Source organism: Solimonas flava DSM 18980, assembly GCF_000426685.1.
In the GTDB taxonomy this organism is placed as follows: Bacteria; Pseudomonadota; Gammaproteobacteria; order Nevskiales; family Nevskiaceae; genus Solimonas; species Solimonas flava.
On the sequence record NZ_AUFV01000007.1, the window covers coordinates 102,598 to 120,240 of the forward strand.

Annotated in this window: 15 protein-coding genes and 2 tRNA genes; 16 read left to right on the forward strand and 1 reads right to left on the reverse strand. The window is 66.6% G+C overall.

Features of this window, described 5'->3' with window-relative positions:
• Nucleotides 1-7 precede the first annotated feature (7 nt).
• Nucleotides 8-538, reverse strand: coding sequence for a MarR family winged helix-turn-helix transcriptional regulator (locus K343_RS21385; RefSeq protein WP_051278056.1), 531 nt, complete (start codon nt 536-538; stop codon nt 8-10).
• A gap of 133 nt (nt 539-671) precedes the next feature.
• Between K343_RS21385 and hmgA the strand changes: the two genes are divergently transcribed.
• The 16 genes from hmgA to nusA all read left to right on the forward strand — a co-directional run bounded on the left by hmgA (nt 672) and on the right by nusA (nt 17,613).
• The gene (gene hmgA, locus K343_RS0107925; protein ID WP_028007605.1) at nt 672-1,976 is read left to right on the forward strand and encodes a homogentisate 1,2-dioxygenase; all 1,305 of its coding nucleotides are present in this window, start codon (nt 672-674) and stop codon (nt 1,974-1,976) included.
• Nucleotides 1,977-1,981: 5 nt separating this feature from the next.
• Nucleotides 1,982-3,289 carry a fumarylacetoacetase gene (gene fahA / locus K343_RS0107930; protein WP_043112311.1) on the forward strand — a complete coding sequence of 436 codons (1,308 nt, stop codon included), beginning with the start codon at nt 1,982-1,984 and terminating at the stop codon, nt 3,287-3,289.
• A 165-nt stretch (nt 3,290-3,454) separates the two neighbouring features.
• Nucleotides 3,455-4,591: a glutamine-hydrolyzing carbamoyl-phosphate synthase small subunit gene (gene carA / locus K343_RS0107935; RefSeq protein WP_028007607.1), complete on the forward strand. Its 1,137-nt coding sequence runs from the start codon at nt 3,455-3,457 to the stop codon at nt 4,589-4,591.
• A gap of 5 nt (nt 4,592-4,596) precedes the next feature.
• On the forward strand, nt 4,597-5,244 hold the full coding sequence (gene leuE, locus K343_RS0107940; protein WP_028007608.1) for a leucine efflux protein LeuE: 648 nt from the start codon (nt 4,597-4,599) through the stop codon (nt 5,242-5,244).
• Nucleotides 5,245-5,264: 20 nt separating this feature from the next.
• Nucleotides 5,265-8,513, forward strand: coding sequence for a carbamoyl-phosphate synthase large subunit (gene carB, locus K343_RS0107945; protein ID WP_028007609.1), 3,249 nt, complete (start codon nt 5,265-5,267; stop codon nt 8,511-8,513).
• 146 nt (nt 8,514-8,659) lie between these two features.
• Entirely contained in the window at nt 8,660-9,136 is a 477-nt protein-coding gene (gene greA / locus K343_RS0107950) for a transcription elongation factor GreA (RefSeq protein WP_028007610.1), read from the forward strand.
• A gap of 73 nt (nt 9,137-9,209) precedes the next feature.
• Nucleotides 9,210-9,839 carry a 23S rRNA (uridine(2552)-2'-O)-methyltransferase RlmE gene (gene rlmE, locus K343_RS0107955; RefSeq protein WP_028007611.1) on the forward strand — a complete coding sequence of 210 codons (630 nt, stop codon included), beginning with the start codon at nt 9,210-9,212 and terminating at the stop codon, nt 9,837-9,839.
• Between the two features lie 36 nt (nt 9,840-9,875).
• The gene (gene ftsH, locus K343_RS0107960) at nt 9,876-11,816 is read left to right on the forward strand and encodes an ATP-dependent zinc metalloprotease FtsH (RefSeq protein ID WP_028007612.1); all 1,941 of its coding nucleotides are present in this window, start codon (nt 9,876-9,878) and stop codon (nt 11,814-11,816) included.
• Nucleotides 11,817-11,879: 63 nt separating this feature from the next.
• The gene (gene folP / locus K343_RS0107965) at nt 11,880-12,716 is read left to right on the forward strand and encodes a dihydropteroate synthase (RefSeq protein WP_028007613.1); all 837 of its coding nucleotides are present in this window, start codon (nt 11,880-11,882) and stop codon (nt 12,714-12,716) included.
• On the forward strand, nt 12,713-14,050 hold the full coding sequence (gene glmM, locus K343_RS0107970; RefSeq protein WP_028007614.1) for a phosphoglucosamine mutase: 1,338 nt from the start codon (nt 12,713-12,715) through the stop codon (nt 14,048-14,050). The genes folP and glmM overlap by 4 nt, the downstream gene beginning before the upstream one ends.
• A 32-nt stretch (nt 14,051-14,082) precedes the next feature.
• Nucleotides 14,083-14,853: a triose-phosphate isomerase gene (gene tpiA / locus K343_RS0107975; protein WP_028007615.1), complete on the forward strand. Its 771-nt coding sequence runs from the start codon at nt 14,083-14,085 to the stop codon at nt 14,851-14,853.
• A 7-nt stretch (nt 14,854-14,860) separates the two neighbouring features.
• The gene (secG, locus tag K343_RS0107980) at nt 14,861-15,217 is read left to right on the forward strand and encodes a preprotein translocase subunit SecG (protein ID WP_028007616.1); all 357 of its coding nucleotides are present in this window, start codon (nt 14,861-14,863) and stop codon (nt 15,215-15,217) included.
• Between the two features lie 55 nt (nt 15,218-15,272).
• Nucleotides 15,273-15,357, forward strand: a tRNA-Leu gene (locus K343_RS0107985).
• A 129-nt stretch (nt 15,358-15,486) separates the two neighbouring features.
• A tRNA-Met gene (locus K343_RS0107990) sits at nt 15,487-15,563 on the forward strand.
• A 95-nt stretch (nt 15,564-15,658) separates the two neighbouring features.
• Nucleotides 15,659-16,114: a ribosome maturation factor RimP gene (gene rimP / locus K343_RS0107995; protein WP_043112313.1), complete on the forward strand. Its 456-nt coding sequence runs from the start codon at nt 15,659-15,661 to the stop codon at nt 16,112-16,114.
• Between the two features lie 8 nt (nt 16,115-16,122).
• Nucleotides 16,123-17,613 (forward strand): transcription termination factor NusA, encoded by a 1,491-nt coding sequence (nusA, locus tag K343_RS0108000; RefSeq protein ID WP_028007618.1) that lies wholly within the window; start codon nt 16,123-16,125, stop codon nt 17,611-17,613.
• The last annotated feature ends 30 nt before the right edge of the window (nt 17,614-17,643 follow it).

A 17,643-nucleotide genomic window follows, 5' to 3' on the forward strand; every position in this document is an offset into this window, starting at 1 on the left:
TCCGGCTTCAGGGGCTTCGCGCCGCGCGGCCCGACGCTTTTCCGGCCACCCGCGATCCTGCGGGCTGGCCGGCCGGCGGGGCGGATTCGGCGCGCGGCAGCTGCAGCGCAGACTCAAGCCGTTCCAGTGCTTCGAGAAAGGCGGCGGCGAGGGCGGGTTCCAGCACGGCGAGCAGCTCGCGCTCGCGTGCCAGCGCCAGTGGCACCAGGGTCTCGTAGAGGCGGCGCCCGCGCGGCGTCAGTTGCAGCTGCGTCTCGCGGCCGTCGGCGGCGCCGGCCGCCACGCGTACGTGTCCCGATTCCCGCAGGAAGGCGACCGCGCGGCTGACGCGCGTCTTGTGCATGCGCGTCGAGGCGGCGATCGCCTGCGCCGTGCAGCGGCCCTCGGCGCCCAGCGTGGCGAGGATGCGCCATTCGGGAACGTCGATGCCGTAGCGCTGCCGGTAGATCTGCGCCAGATTCTGGCTGACCTCGGCGGCCAGCCGGTTGAGGCGGAACGGCAGGAAGCGCAGCAGGTGCAGTTCGGCGGCAGCGGACATCCCGGGGTTTCTCCGGTCTTGACCCGGTCAGGGTCGCTTTCTACGATGGTTGCGATCGCAACTATAGGAGCGACGCAGCGACCCGTCGAGCTCGACGAGGAGCGGCGCTGACGTCGACCGCCGGAGGAGATTCATGCCCATCGCCAGCGGTGCGCCGTACCAGAGCGGCTTCGGCAACGAGTTCGCGACCGAGGCCTTGCCCGGCGCGCTGCCGCTCGGACGCAATTCGCCGCAGCGCTGCGCCTACGGCCTTTACGCCGAGCAACTGTCCGGCACCGCCTTCACGGCGCCGCGCCATGCCAATCGCCGCTCGTGGCTGTACCGCATCCGGCCGGCGCTGGCCCATGGGGCATTCATGCCGCTGCCGCATGCCGGCATCGAGGCGCTGGCCGACGGTTTGGCCACGCCCGAGCCGTTGCGCTGGAGTCCGCCGCCGCTGCCGTCCGCAGCTACGGATTTCGTCGACGGACTCGTCGCCTACGCCGGCAACGGCGGGCCGGCGGGGCAGAGCGGCTGCGCGATCTATCTCTATGCGGCCAACCGCTCGATGCACGAGCGCTGGTTCTACGATGCCGACGGCGAGCTGCTGATCGTGCCGCAGCTCGGACGCCTGCGGCTGGCGACCGAGCTGGGCCGCATCGAGCTCGAGCCGCAGCAGGTCGCGGTGATCCCGCGCGGCGTGCGCTTCGCCGTCGAACTGCTCGACGAGGCGGCGCGCGGCTACCTCTGCGAGAACTTCGGCGCGCCGCTGAAGCTGCCGGATCTCGGCCCGATCGGCGCCAACGGCCTTGCCAATGCCCGCGACTTCGAGACGCCGGTCGCGGCCTACGAGGATCGCGAGGTCGACGGCGAGCTGATCGCCAAGTATCAGGGCCGCCTGTGGCGCGCGCCGATCGATCATTCGCCGCTCGACGTCGTCGCCTGGCACGGGCGCCACGCGCCGTATCGCTACGACCTGCGACGCTTCAATGCGATCGGCTCGATTTCCTACGATCATCCCGACCCGTCGATCTTCCTCGTGCTGCATGCGCCGAGCGACAGCGAAGGCGTCAGCAACCTCGATTTCGTGATTTTTCCGCCGCGCTGGCTGGTGATGCAGGACACGTTCCGCCCGCCGTGGTTCCACCGCAACGTCGCCAGCGAGTTCATGGGCCTGATCCACGGCGTCTACGACGCCAAGGCCGACGGTTTCGTGCCCGGCGGCGCCTCGCTGCACACCTGCATGAGCGGCCACGGCCCCGACGCGGCGACGTTCGAGCGGGCGAGCCACGCCGACCTGTCGCGCCCGGAGCGCATCGCCGACACCATGGCCTTCATGTTCGAGTCGCGGCTGCCGCTCCTGCCGGCGCGCGCCGCCGTCGATGCCCCGCATCGGCAGCGTGATTACCGCGCCTGCTGGCAAGGCCTGCGCAAGCACTTCGATCCCGCACATTGCTGATCTCCATGCTCAACGAAACGCACGCGCCGTCGCTGCGCAGCTGGGTGCCGGGCGCGCAGGCGCCCGACGGCGATTTTCCGATCCAGAACCTGCCGTTCGCGATGTTTCGCCGCCGCGGTACGGACGCGGCGTGGCGCGGCGGCGTGGCGATCGGCGAGCGGATCGTCGATCTGGCGGAGCTCGCCGCACGCGCACCGTTCGAAGGCCTTGCGGCGCAGGCCTTGCAGGCCGGCGCGCAGGCGACGCTGAACGCGCTGATGGCGCTCGGCGCGCCGGCCTGGTCGGCGCTGCGCCTGGCGTTGTCGCGCGCGCTGCGCGAGGGCTCGTCGCTGCGCGCGACGCTCGAGCCCTGCCTGCTCGCGCAGGCCGAGGCCGAGTACGCCCTGCCGGCGACGATCGGCGACTACACCGATTTCTATACCTCGATCCACCACGCGACCAGCGTCGGCCGCCTGTTCCGGCCTGACCAGCCGCTGCTGCCGAACTACCGATGGGTGCCGATCGGCTACCACGGGCGCAGCTCGTCGATCGGCGTATCCGGCCAGCGCTTCGCGCGGCCCTGCGGGCAGACGCTAGCGCCGGGCGCGGCGGCACCCACCGTCGGGCCGTCGAAGAAGCTCGATTACGAACTTGAGCTGGGCGTGTTCGTCGGCCCCGGCAATGCGCCGGGGCAGGCGGTGCCGATTGCTGAGGCCGAGTCGCACATCTTCGGGCTTTGTCTGCTCAACGACTGGTCGGCGCGCGATCTGCAGGCCTGGGAATACCAGCCGCTCGGTCCGTTTCTCGCCAAGAATTTCGCGACCACGATTTCGCCGTGGATCGTGACGCTGGAGGCGCTGGCGCCGTACCGCAGGCCGTTCATGCGCGCGGACGGCGATCCGGCGCCGCTGCCGTATCTTGATTCGGCGGCGAACCGGGCCGCGGGCGCCCTTGACATCCGCCTGCAGGTGCTGATCGAGACGGCGGCGATGCGCGCGCGCGGCGAGCCTGCGCAGGCGCTGTCCGAGACCAGTTTCCGGCATGCGTACTGGACGATCGCGCAGCTGGTTGCCCATCACAGCGTCAACGGCTGCAATCTGCGCCCCGGCGATCTGCTCGGCACCGGCACGCAGTCCGGGCCGACGCCGGGCGAAGCCGGCTCGCTGCTCGAACTGACGGCGGGCGGGCAGCGGCCGCTGACGATCGGCGGCGAGGCGCGCAGCTTCCTGGCCGATGGCGATCGCGTCGTGCTGCGCGGCTGGTGCGTCGGCGAGGGCGCGGCGCGGATCGGTTTCGGCGAGGTCGAGGGGATGGTGCTGCCGGCGCAGGGCTGAAAGGGCGGCTGCGCGGATTGCGGCCGGTCTGGGGGATTTTTTCGCGAAGTTTCGATAGACCTTGCGGCGCTGCACCAATATAATGCCGGCCTAATCCAGTACGGGGGCGCTAGACGCACGACACGCCCCCGTTTTCGTGTCCGCCTCCCAGGATTAGATCCGCCGATGACCGACTTCAAACCGGCCCTGCTTGCCCTCGCCGATGGTTCCATCTTCAAGGGCGTTTCCATCGGAGCCGATGGTCTAACGGTCGGGGAAGTCGTTTTCAACACGGCGATGACCGGCTACCAGGAAATCCTCACGGATCCTTCGTACCGCGAGCAGATCGTCACGCTGACCTATCCGCACATCGGCAACGTCGGCACCAATGCCGAGGACGCGGAGTCCGAGCGCGTGCATATCGCCGGCCTGGTGCTGCGCGAAGTGCCGCGCCGGCACAGCAATTTCCGCTCGACGCAGGATTTCCGCGAATACCTGAAGGCCAACAAGACGGTCGCGATCGCCGGCATCGATACGCGCCGCCTGACGCGCATCCTGCGCGACAAGGGCGCGCAGAACGGCTGCATCCTCGCCGGCAGCCGCATCACCGAGAAGAAGGCGCTCGACGCCGCGCGCGCGTTTCCCGGCCTGAAGGGCATGGACCTCGCCAAGGTCGTGTCGGTGACCAAGCCGTATGCGTGGACGCGCGGTTCGTGGACGCTCGAGACCAACCGCGAGACGGTGCGCGAAGGCGGCCGCTTCCACGTCGTGGTCTACGACTACGGCGTCAAGTCGAACATCCTGCGCATGCTCGCCGACCGCGACTGCCGCGTCACCGTGGTGCCGGCGCAGACCAGCGCCGCCGAGGTGCTCAAGCTCAAGCCGGACGGCGTCATGCTGTCGAACGGCCCCGGCGATCCGGAGCCCTGCGATTACGCGATCGCCGCCGCGCGCACGTTCCTCGCCAAGAAGACGCCGCTGTTCGGCATCTGCCTGGGCCATCAGATCCTTGGTCTGGCGCTGGGCGCGCAGACGCTGAAGATGAAGCTCGGCCATCACGGCGCCAACCATCCGGTCCAGGATCTGGAAACCGGCCGCGTGATGATCACGAGCCAGAATCACGGCTTCGCGGTCGACGAAGCGACGCTGCCGAAGAATGTCGTCGCCACGCACCGCTCGCTGTTCGACGGTTCCAACCAGGGTCTGCGCGTGCTCGATGCGCCAGCCTTCAGCTTCCAGGGCCACCCCGAGGCCAGCCCCGGCCCGCACGACGTCGCCGAACTGTTCGACCGCTTCGTGGGCCTGATGGCGGAAAAGCGGTAAGCCCAGTGCTCGGAATCACCGACATCGCCACTTACGTGATCGGAGTGGTGATCATCGTCCTGCTGCCCGGCCCGAACTCGATGTTCGTGCTCAGTGTGGCGGCGCGCGACGGCGTGCGCGCCGGCTATCGCGCGGCCTGCGGCGTGTTCGTCGGCGATTTCATCCTGATGCTGCTGGCGGCCGCCGGCGTCGCCTCGCTGCTGCGCGCCTATCCGCAACTGTTCTTCGCGCTGAAGTGGGCCGGCGCCGCGTATCTGGGCTGGCTCGGCCTGGCCATGCTGCGCGCGGCCTGGCGGACCTGGCATCGCGAGTCGCAGCCGCCGAGCGCAGCGCTCGCCGAGCCGGCGACGGCGCGACCGTTCCGGCGGGCGCTGGCGATCAGCCTGCTGAACCCGAAGGCGATCCTGTTCTTCATGTCGTTCTTCATCCAGTTCGTCGATCGCAGCTATCCGTATCCGGCGCTGTCGTTCGCCGCGCTCGGTGCGATCGTGCAGATCGCGAGCTTTGCCTATCTGAGCACCCTGATCCTCGCCGGTAACCGCCTCGCGGCGGCGTTCCGCGCGCGCCGGCGCTTGAGCGCCGGGGCGACCGGCGGGGTCGGTGCCCTGTTCCTGAGTTTCAGTGCCCGGCTGGCAACGGCCGCGGCCAACTAGCCCGTCAGACGAGTCGCAAGATGCCGAAACGCACAGACATCCAAAGCATCCTGATCATCGGCGCCGGTCCGATCGTGATCGGCCAGGCCTGCGAGTTCGATTATTCCGGTGCGCAGGCCTGCAAGGCGCTGCGCCAGGAAGGCTATCGCGTGATCCTCGTCAACTCGAATCCGGCGACGATCATGACCGACCCGGAGATGGCCGACGCCACCTACATCGAGCCGATCCGCTGGCAGTCGGTCGCCAAGATCATCGAGAAGGAGCGCCCCGACGCGCTGCTGCCGACGATGGGCGGCCAGACCGCGCTGAACTGCGCGCTGGAGCTGGCGCGCGAGGGCGTGCTGAAGAAGTTCGGCTGCGAGCTGATCGGCGCCAACGAGCACGCCATCGACCTCGCCGAGGACCGCCAGAAATTCCGCGACGCGATGACCGAGATCGGTCTGGGTTCGGCGCGCTCGGGCGTCGCGCACTCGATCGAGGAGGCACGCAAGATCCAGCAGGAGATCGGCTTCCCGGTGATCATCCGGCCGAGCTTCACGCTCGGCGGCTCCGGCGGCGGCGTCGCCTACAACGTCGAGGAGTTCGAAGAGATCGTGATGCGCGGTCTCGATCTTTCGCCGACCACCGAAGTCCTCATCGAGGAGTCGCTGCTCGGCTGGAAGGAATTCGAGATGGAGGTGGTCCGCGACCGCAAGGACAACTGCATCATCGTCTGCTCGATCGAGAACTTCGATCCGATGGGCGTGCACACCGGCGACTCGATCACCGTCGCGCCGGCGCAGACGCTGACCGACAAGGAATACCAGATCATGCGCAACGCCAGCATCGCGGTGCTGCGCAAGATCGGCGTCGACACCGGCGGCTCGAACGTGCAGTTCGCGATCAACCCGGCCGACGGCCGCATGATCGTCATCGAGATGAATCCGCGCGTATCGCGCTCGTCGGCGCTGGCCTCGAAGGCGACCGGCTTCCCGATTGCCAAGATCGCCGCCAAGCTGGCCGTCGGCTACACGCTCGACGAGCTCAAGAACGACATCACCGGCGGCGCCACGCCGGCCTCGTTCGAACCGAGCATCGACTACGTCGTCACCAAGATTCCGCGCTTCACGTTCGAGAAGTTCCCGCAGGCCGATTCGCGCCTCACCACGCAGATGAAGTCGGTCGGCGAGGTGATGGCGATGGGCCGCAACTTCCAGGAATCGCTGCAGAAGGCGATGCGCGGTCTCGAAGTCGGCAGCGACGGCTTCGATCCGCAGGTCGAGCCGGCGAAGGACGGCAGCTTCAGCGACGAAGCGCTGAACCGCATCCGCACCGAGCTCGCGATCGCCCGCGGGCGTCGGCTCTGGTACGTCGGCGATGCGTTCCGCGCCGGCCTGTCGGTCGCCGAGGTGCACAAGCTCAGCAAGATCGACGTCTGGTTCCTCGAGCAGATCGAGGAACTCCTGAAGACGGAAGTGGAGATCGCCGGGCAGAAGATCAGCAAGCTCGAGGCCGAGGACCTGCGTCGCTACAAGCGCCTTGGTTTTTCGGACCGCCGTCTGGCGCGGCTGATGGGCGTCAAGGAGGATTCCGTGCGCCGCGCGCGGCATCGCCTGGGCATCCGTCCGGTCTACAAGCGTGTCGACACTTGCGCCGCGGAATTCCCGACCTCGACCGCGTACCTGTACTCCAGCTACGACGAGGAGTGCGAGGCGCAGCCGAGCGCGCGCGAGAAGATCATGATCCTCGGCGGCGGTCCGAACCGCATCGGCCAGGGCATCGAGTTCGATTACTGCTGCGTGCACGCGGCACTGGCGCTGCGCGAGGATGGCTACGAAACCATCATGGTCAACTGCAATCCGGAGACCGTGTCGACCGACTACGACACCTCGGATCGCCTGTATTTCGAACCGCTGACGTTCGAGGACGTGATGGAGATCATCGACCTCGAAAAGCCCAAGGGCGTGATCGTGCAGTTCGGCGGCCAGACGCCGCTGAAGCTGGCGCGCCAGCTCGAGGCCGCCGGCGCGCCGATCATCGGCACGACGCCGGACGCGATCGACCTCGCCGAGGATCGCGAGCGCTTCCAGAAGCTGGTCGAGAAGCTCGGCCTGCTGCAGCCGCCGAACGGCACGGCGACGTCCGAGAAGCAGGCGCTGTCGGTCGCGTCGAAGATCGGCTATCCGCTGGTCGTGCGGCCGAGCTACGTGCTCGGCGGCCGCGCCATGGAGATCGTCCACGACGACGAGGATCTGAAGCGCTACATGCGCGAGGCGGTGAAGGTCTCGAACGATTCGCCGGTGCTGCTCGACCGCTTCCTCAACGATGCGATCGAGGTCGACGTCGACGCGCTGGCCGACGGCAAGGATGTCGTGATCGGCGGCATCATGGAGCACATCGAGGAGGCCGGCGTGCATTCCGGCGACTCCGCGTGCTCGCTGCCGGCGCACTCGCTGCCGAAAAAGGTGCTCGACGACATTCGCAGCCAGATCGTCAAGCTGGCCAAGGCGCTCAACGTCGTCGGCCTGATGAACACGCAGTTCGCGGTGCAGGGCGGCAAGGGCCAGGAAGCCAAGGTGTTCCTGCTCGAGGTCAATCCGCGCGCCTCGCGCACCAGTCCGTTCGTTTCGAAGGCCACGGGGCGTCCGCTGGCGAAGATCGCGGCGCGCTGCATGGCCGGCCAGTCGCTGAAGGCGCAGGGCATCACCGGCGAGATCGTGCCGAAGTACTACTCGGTCAAGGAGTCGGTCTTCCCGTTCGCCAAGTTCCCGGGCGTCGATCCGCTGCTCGGGCCGGAGATGCGCTCGACCGGCGAGGTCATGGGCACCGGCAAGCATTTCGGCGAGGCTTTCAACAAGGCGCTGCTGGCGGCCGGCATGACGGTGCCGCGCGCCGGCCAGGCCTTCATCTCGGTCCGCGACCAGGACAAGAAGAAGGCGGTCGAGCTGGCGCGACTGGTGACGAGCCGGGGTTTCAAGGTCGTCGCCACGCACGGCACGGCGGCGATGATCCGCAAGGCCGGCATCGACTGCCAGGGCGTCAACAAGGTCAAGGAAGGCCGCCCGCACTGCGTCGACATGATCAAGAACGGCGAGATCCAGTTCATCGCCAATACCACCGAAGGCAAGCAGTCGATCGAGGAATCGCGGTCGATCCGCGGCGCGGCGATCCAGCACAAGGTCTGCTACTTCACGACCATCGCCGGCGCGCTGGCGGCGGCCGTGGCGATGGAGCATCTGGACGAGCTGGACGTCAACCGCCTGCAGACCCTGCACGCCGGCCTGCGCTGATCCGCCGGCTGTGGCCCGGGCGCGCCGCCCCTGCGGGGTGGGCGGGCCCGGGCCGTGATGGTATCTTTGCGTATCCCCAGTCGGACCGAAGGTCGGCTAGCCGCCGACACGCGGTCCTTTTGTCCATTCGAAATAACGGGATAGAGATGAACAAGACCCCGATGACGCTGCGCGGCGCCGAGAAGCTGCGCGAAGAACTCCGGCACCGCAAGAGCGAACTGCGGCCGACGATCATCGCTGCCGTCGAAGAGGCGCGTTCGCACGGCGACCTCAAGGAGAACGCCGAGTACCATGCGGCCCGCGAGCAGCACGGCTTCAACGAGGGGCGGATCCAGGAGATCGAGGCCAAGCTGTCGAATGCCCAGATCATCGACCCCAAGCAGGTTGCGGCGCGCGGCAAGATCATCTTCGGCGCGACGGTGCAGCTCGCCGACGCCGACAGCGGCGAGGAAATGAACTACCAGATCGTCGGCGAGGATGAGGCGGACGTGAAGGCGGGTCTGCTGTCGGTCAACAGCCCGATCGCCAAGGCCCTGATCGGCAAGGCCGAAGGGGACTTCGTGCAGGTCGCGACGCCGCAGGGCGTGCGCGAGTTCGAGGTCGTCGGCGTGCGTTACCTCTGAAGGTCTTTCAGGCCCGGGCCTTGAAGCTGGCGATTTCGCCCGCATCTCGGCGGGCATGACTGCCGCCCCATCCATGACGCAGAAACGCCGCCCCAGTTCCGCCCGCTGGCTCGCCGAGCACGAGTCCGACCCTTACGTCCAGGAAGCGCGGCGGCTGGGCTATCGTTCGCGGGCGGTTTTCAAGCTCAAGGAAATCCAGGAAAAGGACAAGATCCTGCGGCCCGGCCAGATCGTCGTCGACCTCGGCGCCGCACCGGGCGGCTGGAGCCAGTACGCCCGGCCGCTGCTCGGCGCCAAGGGCCAGCTGTTCGCGCTCGACATCCTGCCGTTCGATCCGATCCCGGCCGTCGACATCATCGTCGGCGACTTCCGCGAGGACGCGGTCCTGCACCAGCTGGAGGCCAAGGTTGGCGATCTGTCGGTCGACGTCGTCCTCAGCGACATGGCGCCGAACCTGTCCGGCGTCGACGCCGCCGATCAGGCCGGCAGCATCCATCTGTGCGAACTGGCGCTCGAGTTCGCCAAGGCGCATCTGAAGCCGCGCGGCACGCTGCTGGTCAAGGCGTTCCAGGGCGAGGGCTTCGACGCCTACCTCAAGACGATGCGCGAGGCGTTCGAGACCGTCAGCATCCGCAAGCCCAAGGCTTCGCGGGCGCGTTCTAGTGAAGTTTATTTGCTGGCGCGCAACTTCCGTGCGGTGTAAGGTGCAATCGTCCGTAATTCCGACAGGTCTCCGACGTTGAACGATCTGGCAAAAAATCTGTTGCTGTGGGTCATCATCCTCGTGGTGCTGATGGTGGTGTTCCAGAGCTTTTCCTCGCGTTCGAGGCCGCAGTCGCCGCTCGCGTATTCCGAGTTCATCAGCCAGGTCAAGGACGGCAACGTCGGCGAGGTGACCATCGACGGTCAGGTGATCCGCGGCGAGATGAAGGGCGGTACGCCGTTCGTCTCGATCAGCCCTGAAACCGACAACAGCGCGATGGTCGGCACGCTGCTCGACAACAAGGTCAAGTTCAGCGGTTCGCTGCCGAAGGAAACGCCGATCCTGCTGCAGCTGCTGTTCAACGCATTCCCGATCCTGCTGCTGATTGCGGTCTGGGTCTACTTCATGCGGCAGATGCAGGGCGGCGGCGGCGGTCGCGGCGCGCTCAGCTTCGGCAAGTCGCGCGCGCGCATGCTCAACGCCGATCAGGTCAAGGTCACGTTCAACGACGTGGCCGGCTGCGAGGAAGCCAAGCAGGAGGTTTCCGAGCTGGTCGACTTCCTCAAGGATCCGGGCAAGTTCCAGAAACTCGGCGGCAAGATTCCGCGCGGCGTGCTGATGGTCGGCTCGCCGGGTACCGGCAAGACGCTGCTCGCCAAGGCGATCGCCGGCGAGGCGGGCGTGCCGTTCTTCACGATCTCGGGCTCCGACTTCGTCGAGATGTTCGTCGGCGTCGGCGCCTCGCGCGTGCGCGACATGTTCGAGCAGGCCAAGAAGCATGCGCCGTGCATCATCTTCATCGACGAAATCGATGCCGTCGGTCGTCATCGCGGCGCCGGTCTCGGCGGCGGTCACGATGAGCGCGAGCAGACGCTGAACCAGCTGCTGGTCGAGATGGACGGCTTCGAGGGCAGCGAGGGCGTCATCGTCATCGCGGCGACCAACCGCCCCGACGTGCTTGATCCGGCGCTGCTGCGCCCGGGCCGCTTCGACCGCCAGGTCGTCGTGCCGCTGCCGGATGTGCGCGGCCGCGAGCAGATTCTGAAGGTCCACATGCGCGCGGTGCCGCTGGCCGACAACGTCAAGCCGGAAATCATCGCACGCGCGACGCCGGGCTTCTCCGGTGCCGATCTCGCCAATCTGGTCAACGAGGCCGCTCTGTTCGCGGCGCGCGCCAACAAGCGCCTGGTCGATCACGACGATTTCGAGCGCGCCAAGGACAAGATCATGATGGGCGCCGAGCGGCGCTCGATGGTGATGTCCGAAGACGAGAAGAAGCTCACCGCCTACCACGAAGCGGGCCACGCCATCGTCGGCCTGTCGGTGCCGGAGCACGATCCGGTCTACAAGGTCACCATCATTCCGCGCGGCCGCGCGCTCGGCGTGACGATGTTCCTGCCGGAGGAGGATCGCTACAGCTACACCAAGCAGCGCCTCAATTCGTCGATCTGCTCGCTGTTTGGCGGCCGCATCGCCGAGGAAGTGATCTTCGGGCCCGAGAAAGTCACGACTGGCGCCAGCAACGACATCGAGCGCGCCACCGATATCGCGCGCAACATGGTCACCAAGTGGGGCCTGTCCGAGAAGCTTGGTCCGCTGGCCTACTCGGAGGATAACGGCGAGGTGTTCCTCGGCAAGAGCGTGACGCAGACCAAGAACGTCTCCGACGAGACGGCGCACGTCATCGACGAGGAAATCCGCTCGGTGATCGAGGCCAATTATTCGAAAGCCAAGGCCATCATCGTCGACAATCTCGACAAGCTGCACGTGATGGCGCAGGCGCTGATCAAGTACGAGACGATCGACGCCGAGCAGATTCGTCGCATCATGGCCGGGCAGGATCCGGGTACGCCGGAGAGCTGGACCGACAATTCCCGTCCGGGTGGTGGTGGACCCGCCCCGACGCCGGCGTCGCCCGCCGACCTCGGCGTGCAGCCGGCCGGTGGCCCGCCGAAGCCGGCGAGTCAGCAGACCTAGCAAAGACAAGAAGGCCGGCGAGAGCCGGCCTTCTTCGTTGCCTCCCCGATCCGCGAAGAACAGATGGTGCTGCAACTGCCGCGACGCACGCTGTCGCTCGACGCTCCGGTCGTCATGGGCATTCTCAATGTCACGCCGGATTCTTTTTCGGATGGCGGCCGGCACCGGACCGTCGGGGCCGCGCTGCAGCGTGCCCGCGAAATGATCGGGGAGGGCGCCGGCATCATCGATGTCGGCGGCGAATCGACGCGGCCCGGTTCGGCAGCTGTTGGCGAGTCCGAGGAAATCGACCGGGTCGTGCCGGTCGTCGAAGCGATCCGCCGCGAACTCGATGTCGTGATCTCGATCGACACGATGAAGCCGGCGGTCATGCGCGCTGCCTGCGCGGCCGGTGCCGAGCTCATCAACGATGTCTACGCCTTGCAGGCGCCGGGCGCGCTCGATGTCGCGCGCGAGGCGGGTGCCGCGGTGTGCCTGATGCACATGCAGGGGCAGCCCAAGACCATGCAGCAGGCGCCGCACTACGATGATGTGCTGGCCGAGGTCCGGGACTTTCTGGCCGAGCGCGTCGCCGCTTGCGAGCAGGCGGGCATCCCGCGGTCGCGGCTCTGCGTCGATCCGGGCATCGGTTTCGGCAAGCGGCTTGAACACAATCTCGCACTGCTGGCGCGCGTCGACGCGCTCGCTGCGGGGCTGCCGGTGCTGATCGGCGTGTCGCGCAAGACGATGTTCGGCGAACTGCTCGGCCGGCCGGTCGGCGAGCGCCTGCCGGGTGCGCTGGCGGTCGCGGCCATTGCCGTCTGGCAGGGGGCCGCTATAGTGCGCGTCCACGACGTCAGGGCCACGGCGGACGCGATTCGCGTCGCTCAGGCCCTGCGCGAATTCAGGAAGGCGAAGTGAGTCGTCAGTATTTCGGAACAGATGGAGTGCGCGGTCGGGTCGGTGTGGCGCCGATGACGCCCGAGTTCGCGCTCAAGCTTGGCTGGGCGGCGGGGCGGGTGCTCGCCGACGGGCACGGCGCGCGCGTGGTCGTCGGCAAGGACACACGGCGTTCCGGCTATCTCTTCGAGTCGGCGCTCGAAGCCGGATTCGCCGCGGCCGGTGTCGAAACCGATCTGCTCGGACCGCTGCCGACGCCGGGCGTCGCCTATCTGACGCGTGCGCTGCGCGCGCAGGCGGGGGTCGTGATCTCGGCTTCGCACAACCCGCACCACGACAACGGCGTGAAGTTCTTCGGGCCGGACGGCGGCAAGCTCAGCGACGAGGTAGAGCTCGAAATCGAGCGGCTGATCGACGCGCCGCTCGAGTGCGTCGCGCCCGAGCGCCTGGGCCGTGCCAAGCGTATCGACGACGCAGCCGGCCGTTACATCGAATTCTGCAAGGGCACGTTCGGCGAGAAGAACCTCAACGGCCTCAAGCTGGTCGTCGACTGCGCCAACGGGGCGGCCTATCGCGTCGGCCCGGCGATCTTCGAGGAACTCGGCGCCGAGGTCGTGGCGATCGGCGATCACCCGAACGGGCTCAACATCAATGCCGGCTGCGGCTCGACGCATCTGGGCGCCGTGAAGGCCGCGGTTCATCAGCACGGCGCCGATCTCGGCATCGCGCTCGACGGTGATGCCGACCGCTGTCTGATGGTGGATGCAGCCGGCAACGAGATCGACGGCGATCAGATCCTCTATGTCATTGCGCGCGCGCGGCTCGCGGCCGGTGAGCTCAGCGGGCCGGTGGTCGGCACGCAGATGTCCAATCTCGGACTCGAACGCGCGCTGCTTGCGCTGGGTGTCGAATTCCGTCGCGCGAAGGTCGGCGATCGCTACGTCATGGAGCTGTTGCGCGAGACGGGCGGCATGCTCGGCGGCGAAGGGTCCGGGCACACGATCTGCCTCGACAAGACCTCGACCGGCGACGGTCTGGTGACGGCACTGCAGGTGCTGGCGGCCGTCGTCGGCCAGAAGAAGCGCCTGGACCAGCTCGTCGCCGGCATGGCGAAATTTCCGCAGGTCCTGATCAACCTTCCGGTGCAGGGACGCGCGGCCGACGTGCTGGCGCAGCCCGCCGCGCGCGCGGCCGAAGCGGCCGCGCTCGAACGACTGGGGACGCATGGCCGCGTCCTGCTGCGCGCCTCGGGTACCGAGCCGCTGATCCGGGTCATGATCGAAGCTGACGACGACGCGCTGGCGCAGCGCGAAGCCCGCGCCCTGGCGGCGGCGATTGAAGCGGTGCAGGCATAAAGGCATATACGCGAAAGTTTGGGAGCAAGAAGATGGCGCGTCGCAAGATGGTGGCGGGAAACTGGAAGATGAACGGCTCGCGGGATGCCAATGCGAATCTGGTGCACGATGTGGTGTTCGACTCGAAGCGTTATCCGGACATCGATATCGTTGTCTGCCCGCCGGCGGTTTACATCGAATCGGTCGGCGCAGGGCTCAACGGCAGCAGCGTGCAGCTCGGCGGACAGAATCTCAGCGAGCAGGAAAAACCCGGCGCGTTCACGGGCGAAATTCACGGTGGCATGCTCAAGGACGTCGGCTGCTCGCATGTGATCGTCGGTCATTCCGAGCGCCGTTCGCTCTACGGCGAAAGCGACGCGCTCGTGGCCCACAAGTTCAAGACGGCGCAGGCGTGTGGCTTGCAGCCGATCCTCTGCGTCGGCGAGACGCTGGCGGAGCGGGAGGCCGAGCAGACCGAAGCGGTGCTCGCGCGCCAGCTCGGCGCAGTGCTCGAACTGGTCGGCGCCGAAGCTTTCAAGAACGCGATCATCGCCTATGAGCCGGTCTGGGCGATCGGCACCGGACGTACCGCCAGTGCCGAGCAGGCGCAAGCGGCGCATGCCTTCCTGCGTGGCCAGCTGGCGGCGGCGAATGCTAAAATCGCCAATTCAACCCGTATTCTCTACGGCGGCAGCGTCAAGGCCGACAACGCGGTGTCGCTGTTCGCGAACGCCGATGTCGATGGCGGTCTGATTGGCGGTGCGTCGTTGAAGGCGGCGGAATTCCTTTCGATCTGCGCGGCTGCGCAGTCGCTGTGTCAGTGAGTCAAGCATGTATACGATTTTGGTCATCATCCAGGTGCTGGTCGCGGTCGCGCTGGTCGGTCTGATCCTCATCCAGCACGGCAAGGGCGCCGATGCCGGCGCCGCCTTCGGCAGCGGCGCGTCGGGCACCGTGTTCGGTTCGCGGGGTTCAGCGAACTTTCTGTCGCGGACCACGGCGTGGCTGGCCACAGTGTTCTTCTGCGTGAGCCTGGCACTTGCCTATCTGGTGCACGGCCAGCGCGATCCGGGCAGCAGCTCGGTCGTCGACCGCGTGCCGGCGGCCACCAGCGAGATTCCGGGCGCCGCTCAGCCGGCTGCGCCGGTGACCGGCGAAGAAAAGAAGGCGCCGGTGGTTCCCGAGTAGAGACAAATCGAAAACGAGGCGCTAGAATTCGCGCCCCGTTGTCGTCCCTGCGTTAGCCCACGTGGTGGAATTGGTAGACACACTACCTTGAGGTGGTAGCGGCGAAAGTCATGGGAGTTCGAGTCTCTCCGTGGGCACCAAAGCAGGTCGGTTGAAGCAGTGCCGACCTGAAGTTTTTCAAAGGGCGCGCCGACCCGTTTTTTTCGGCTCGGGACAGTCGTTTGGCTTGCATACATGAGCTGGTACGGCTATACTTTTTGTCTGTCTGGTGCGGGGTGGAGCAGTCTGGCAGCTCGTCGGGCTCATAACCCGAAGGTCGTAGGTTCGAATCCTGCCCCCGCTACCAATGATTTGGCTTGAAAAAGGCCCCTTGCGGGCCTTTTTTATTGGTTTTTTGGTTTTTATCCTGTTCGCTGATTTTGGAGCGTGCCTTTGGCGGCAATGCAAGAGCGTTTAGAGCAGATTCTGGAGCCGGTGATCGAAAGCATCGGCTATGAACTGCTGCTGCTCGAGTACAGCCCAAGCCCTCGTAACGCCATGCTGCGTCTCTACATCGACGCTCCCGCCGGCATCACCATCGACGATTGCGAGCGCGTCAGCAAGGAGGTCGCCGGCGTTCTCGACGTCGAGGACCCGATCCGCAGCGCCTATCGCCTTGAAGTCTCGTCGCCGGGACTGGATCGCCCGCTCGTAAAGCCGGCGCACTTTCTGCGCTTCGTCGGTGAGCAGGCGCGTGTCCAGCTGATCGCGCCGCTCAACGGGCGCCGCCGCTATGTCGGATTCATCCGCGGCCTTGAAGGCGACACGCTTCGTCTGGAAACCAAAGAAGGCTTGGCCGAAATTCCGCTGTCCGAGATCGAACGGGCGCGGCTCGTACCGGATTACGATCAGGAGTGAAGCAAGGCATGAACAAGAACATCCTGCTGATGGTCGACGTCGTTTCCAACGAGAAGGGCGTCGAAAAAGAGCTGATCTTCCAGGCTCTCGAGGCTGCGCTCGCGTCCGCGGCCAAGGAACAGTACGGTGATGAGGCTGAGCTGCGAGTCGCGATCGATCGCGAAACCGGCGAGTACGAGACGTTTCGCCGCTGGACGGTCCTTGAGGACGACAGCGAAGACTTCGAGTTCCCCGAACGGCAGATCAAGCTGTCGTACGCGCAGAAAGAAGAAGCCGACGCGCAGCCGGGCGACGTCATCGAGCGCAAGGTCGATTCGGTCGACTTCGGTCGTATCGGCGCGCAAAAAGCCAAGCAGGTCATCGTGCAGAAAGTGCGCGAGGCGGAGCGTGCGCAGATCGTCGCCGCGTTCAAGGATCGCGTCGGTGAGCTGATCTCGGGGCAGGTCAAGCGACTGGAGCGCGGCAGCGTGATCGTCGATCTCGGCTCCAATGCCGAGGCGATCATCCTGCGCGATCACCTCATCCCGCGCGAACCGGTCCGTCCCGGCGACCGCATCCGTGGCTACCTCTATGAGGTGAGCCCGCAGGTGCGCGGACCGCAGCTGTTCCTGTCGCGCACGATGCCGGAATACCTGATGGAGCTGTTCAAGCTCGAGGTGCCGGAAATTGCGCAGGGGCTGATCGATCTCAAGGGGGCGGCTCGCGATCCGGGGCTGCGCGCCAAGATTGCGGTGCAGGCCAAGGACAAGCGTATCGATCCGGTCGGCGCCTGCGTCGGCATGCGCGGCTCGCGCGTGCAGAGCGTGTCGAACGAGTTGGCCGGCGAGCGCGTCGATATCGTGCCGTGGGACGAGAACGTTGCGCAGTTCGTCATTAATGCGATGGCGCCGGCGGAAGTCGAGACGATCGTGGTCGATGAGGAATCTCATGCCATGACGATCGGCGTCGCCGAAGAGAAGCTGGCGCAGGCGATCGGTCGTGGCGGCCAGAACGTCCGGCTGGCATCCGAGCTGACGGGCTGGGTACTCAACGTCATGACGACCGCCGAGGCGGAGTCGAAGAAGGAAGAGGAAAACCAGTCGGTGCTGCAGATGTTCATGGAGCATCTGGATGTCGACGCCGAGGTCGCGAGCGTGCTTGTCCAGGAAGGCTTCACGACGCTCGAGGAAGTCGCCTACGTGCCTGCTCAGGAAATGATGCAGATCGACGAGTTCGACGAGCAGATCGTCGAGGAACTCCGCAACCGTGCGCGCGACGTACTGCTGACCAAGGCGATCGCCAAGGCCGAGCAGCGCGCCCACGCGCAGCCGTCGTTGGATCTGCTGGCGGTCGAGGGCATGGACGAAGATACGGCTTACCAGCTTGCCGAGGCCGGAGTCGCGAGCTGCGAGGCGCTGGCCGATCTGGCGACCGACGAGCTGCTCGAGACGCTGCCGGAATTCGGCGAGGAACGCGCGTCGAAACTCATCATGGCCGCCCGCGCCAAGGCTTACGCCTGATCCGAATCAGGAAATCTGGGCTCGCGCCCG

Bases quoted from the DNA above. Each gene is read 5' to 3' on its own strand.
- K343_RS21385 (WP_051278056.1), bottom strand. From the start codon at position 538: ATGTCCGCTGCCGCCGAACTGCACCTGCTGCGCTTCCTGCCGTTCCGC.
- hmgA (WP_028007605.1), top strand. From the start codon at position 672: ATGCCCATCGCCAGCGGTGCGCCGTACCAGAGCGGCTTCGGCAACGAG.
- fahA (WP_043112311.1), top strand. From the start codon at position 1,982: ATGCTCAACGAAACGCACGCGCCGTCGCTGCGCAGCTGGGTGCCGGGC.
- carA (WP_028007607.1), top strand. From the start codon at position 3,455: ATGACCGACTTCAAACCGGCCCTGCTTGCCCTCGCCGATGGTTCCATC.
- carB (WP_028007609.1), top strand. From the start codon at position 5,265: ATGCCGAAACGCACAGACATCCAAAGCATCCTGATCATCGGCGCCGGT.
- greA (WP_028007610.1), top strand. From the start codon at position 8,660: ATGAACAAGACCCCGATGACGCTGCGCGGCGCCGAGAAGCTGCGCGAA.
- rlmE (WP_028007611.1), top strand. From the start codon at position 9,210: ATGACGCAGAAACGCCGCCCCAGTTCCGCCCGCTGGCTCGCCGAGCAC.
- folP (WP_028007613.1), top strand. From the start codon at position 11,880: ATGGTGCTGCAACTGCCGCGACGCACGCTGTCGCTCGACGCTCCGGTC.
- tpiA (WP_028007615.1), top strand. From the start codon at position 14,083: ATGGCGCGTCGCAAGATGGTGGCGGGAAACTGGAAGATGAACGGCTCG.
- secG (WP_028007616.1), top strand. From the start codon at position 14,861: ATGTATACGATTTTGGTCATCATCCAGGTGCTGGTCGCGGTCGCGCTG.
- rimP (WP_043112313.1), top strand. From the start codon at position 15,659: ATGCAAGAGCGTTTAGAGCAGATTCTGGAGCCGGTGATCGAAAGCATC.
- nusA (WP_028007618.1), top strand. From the start codon at position 16,123: ATGAACAAGAACATCCTGCTGATGGTCGACGTCGTTTCCAACGAGAAG.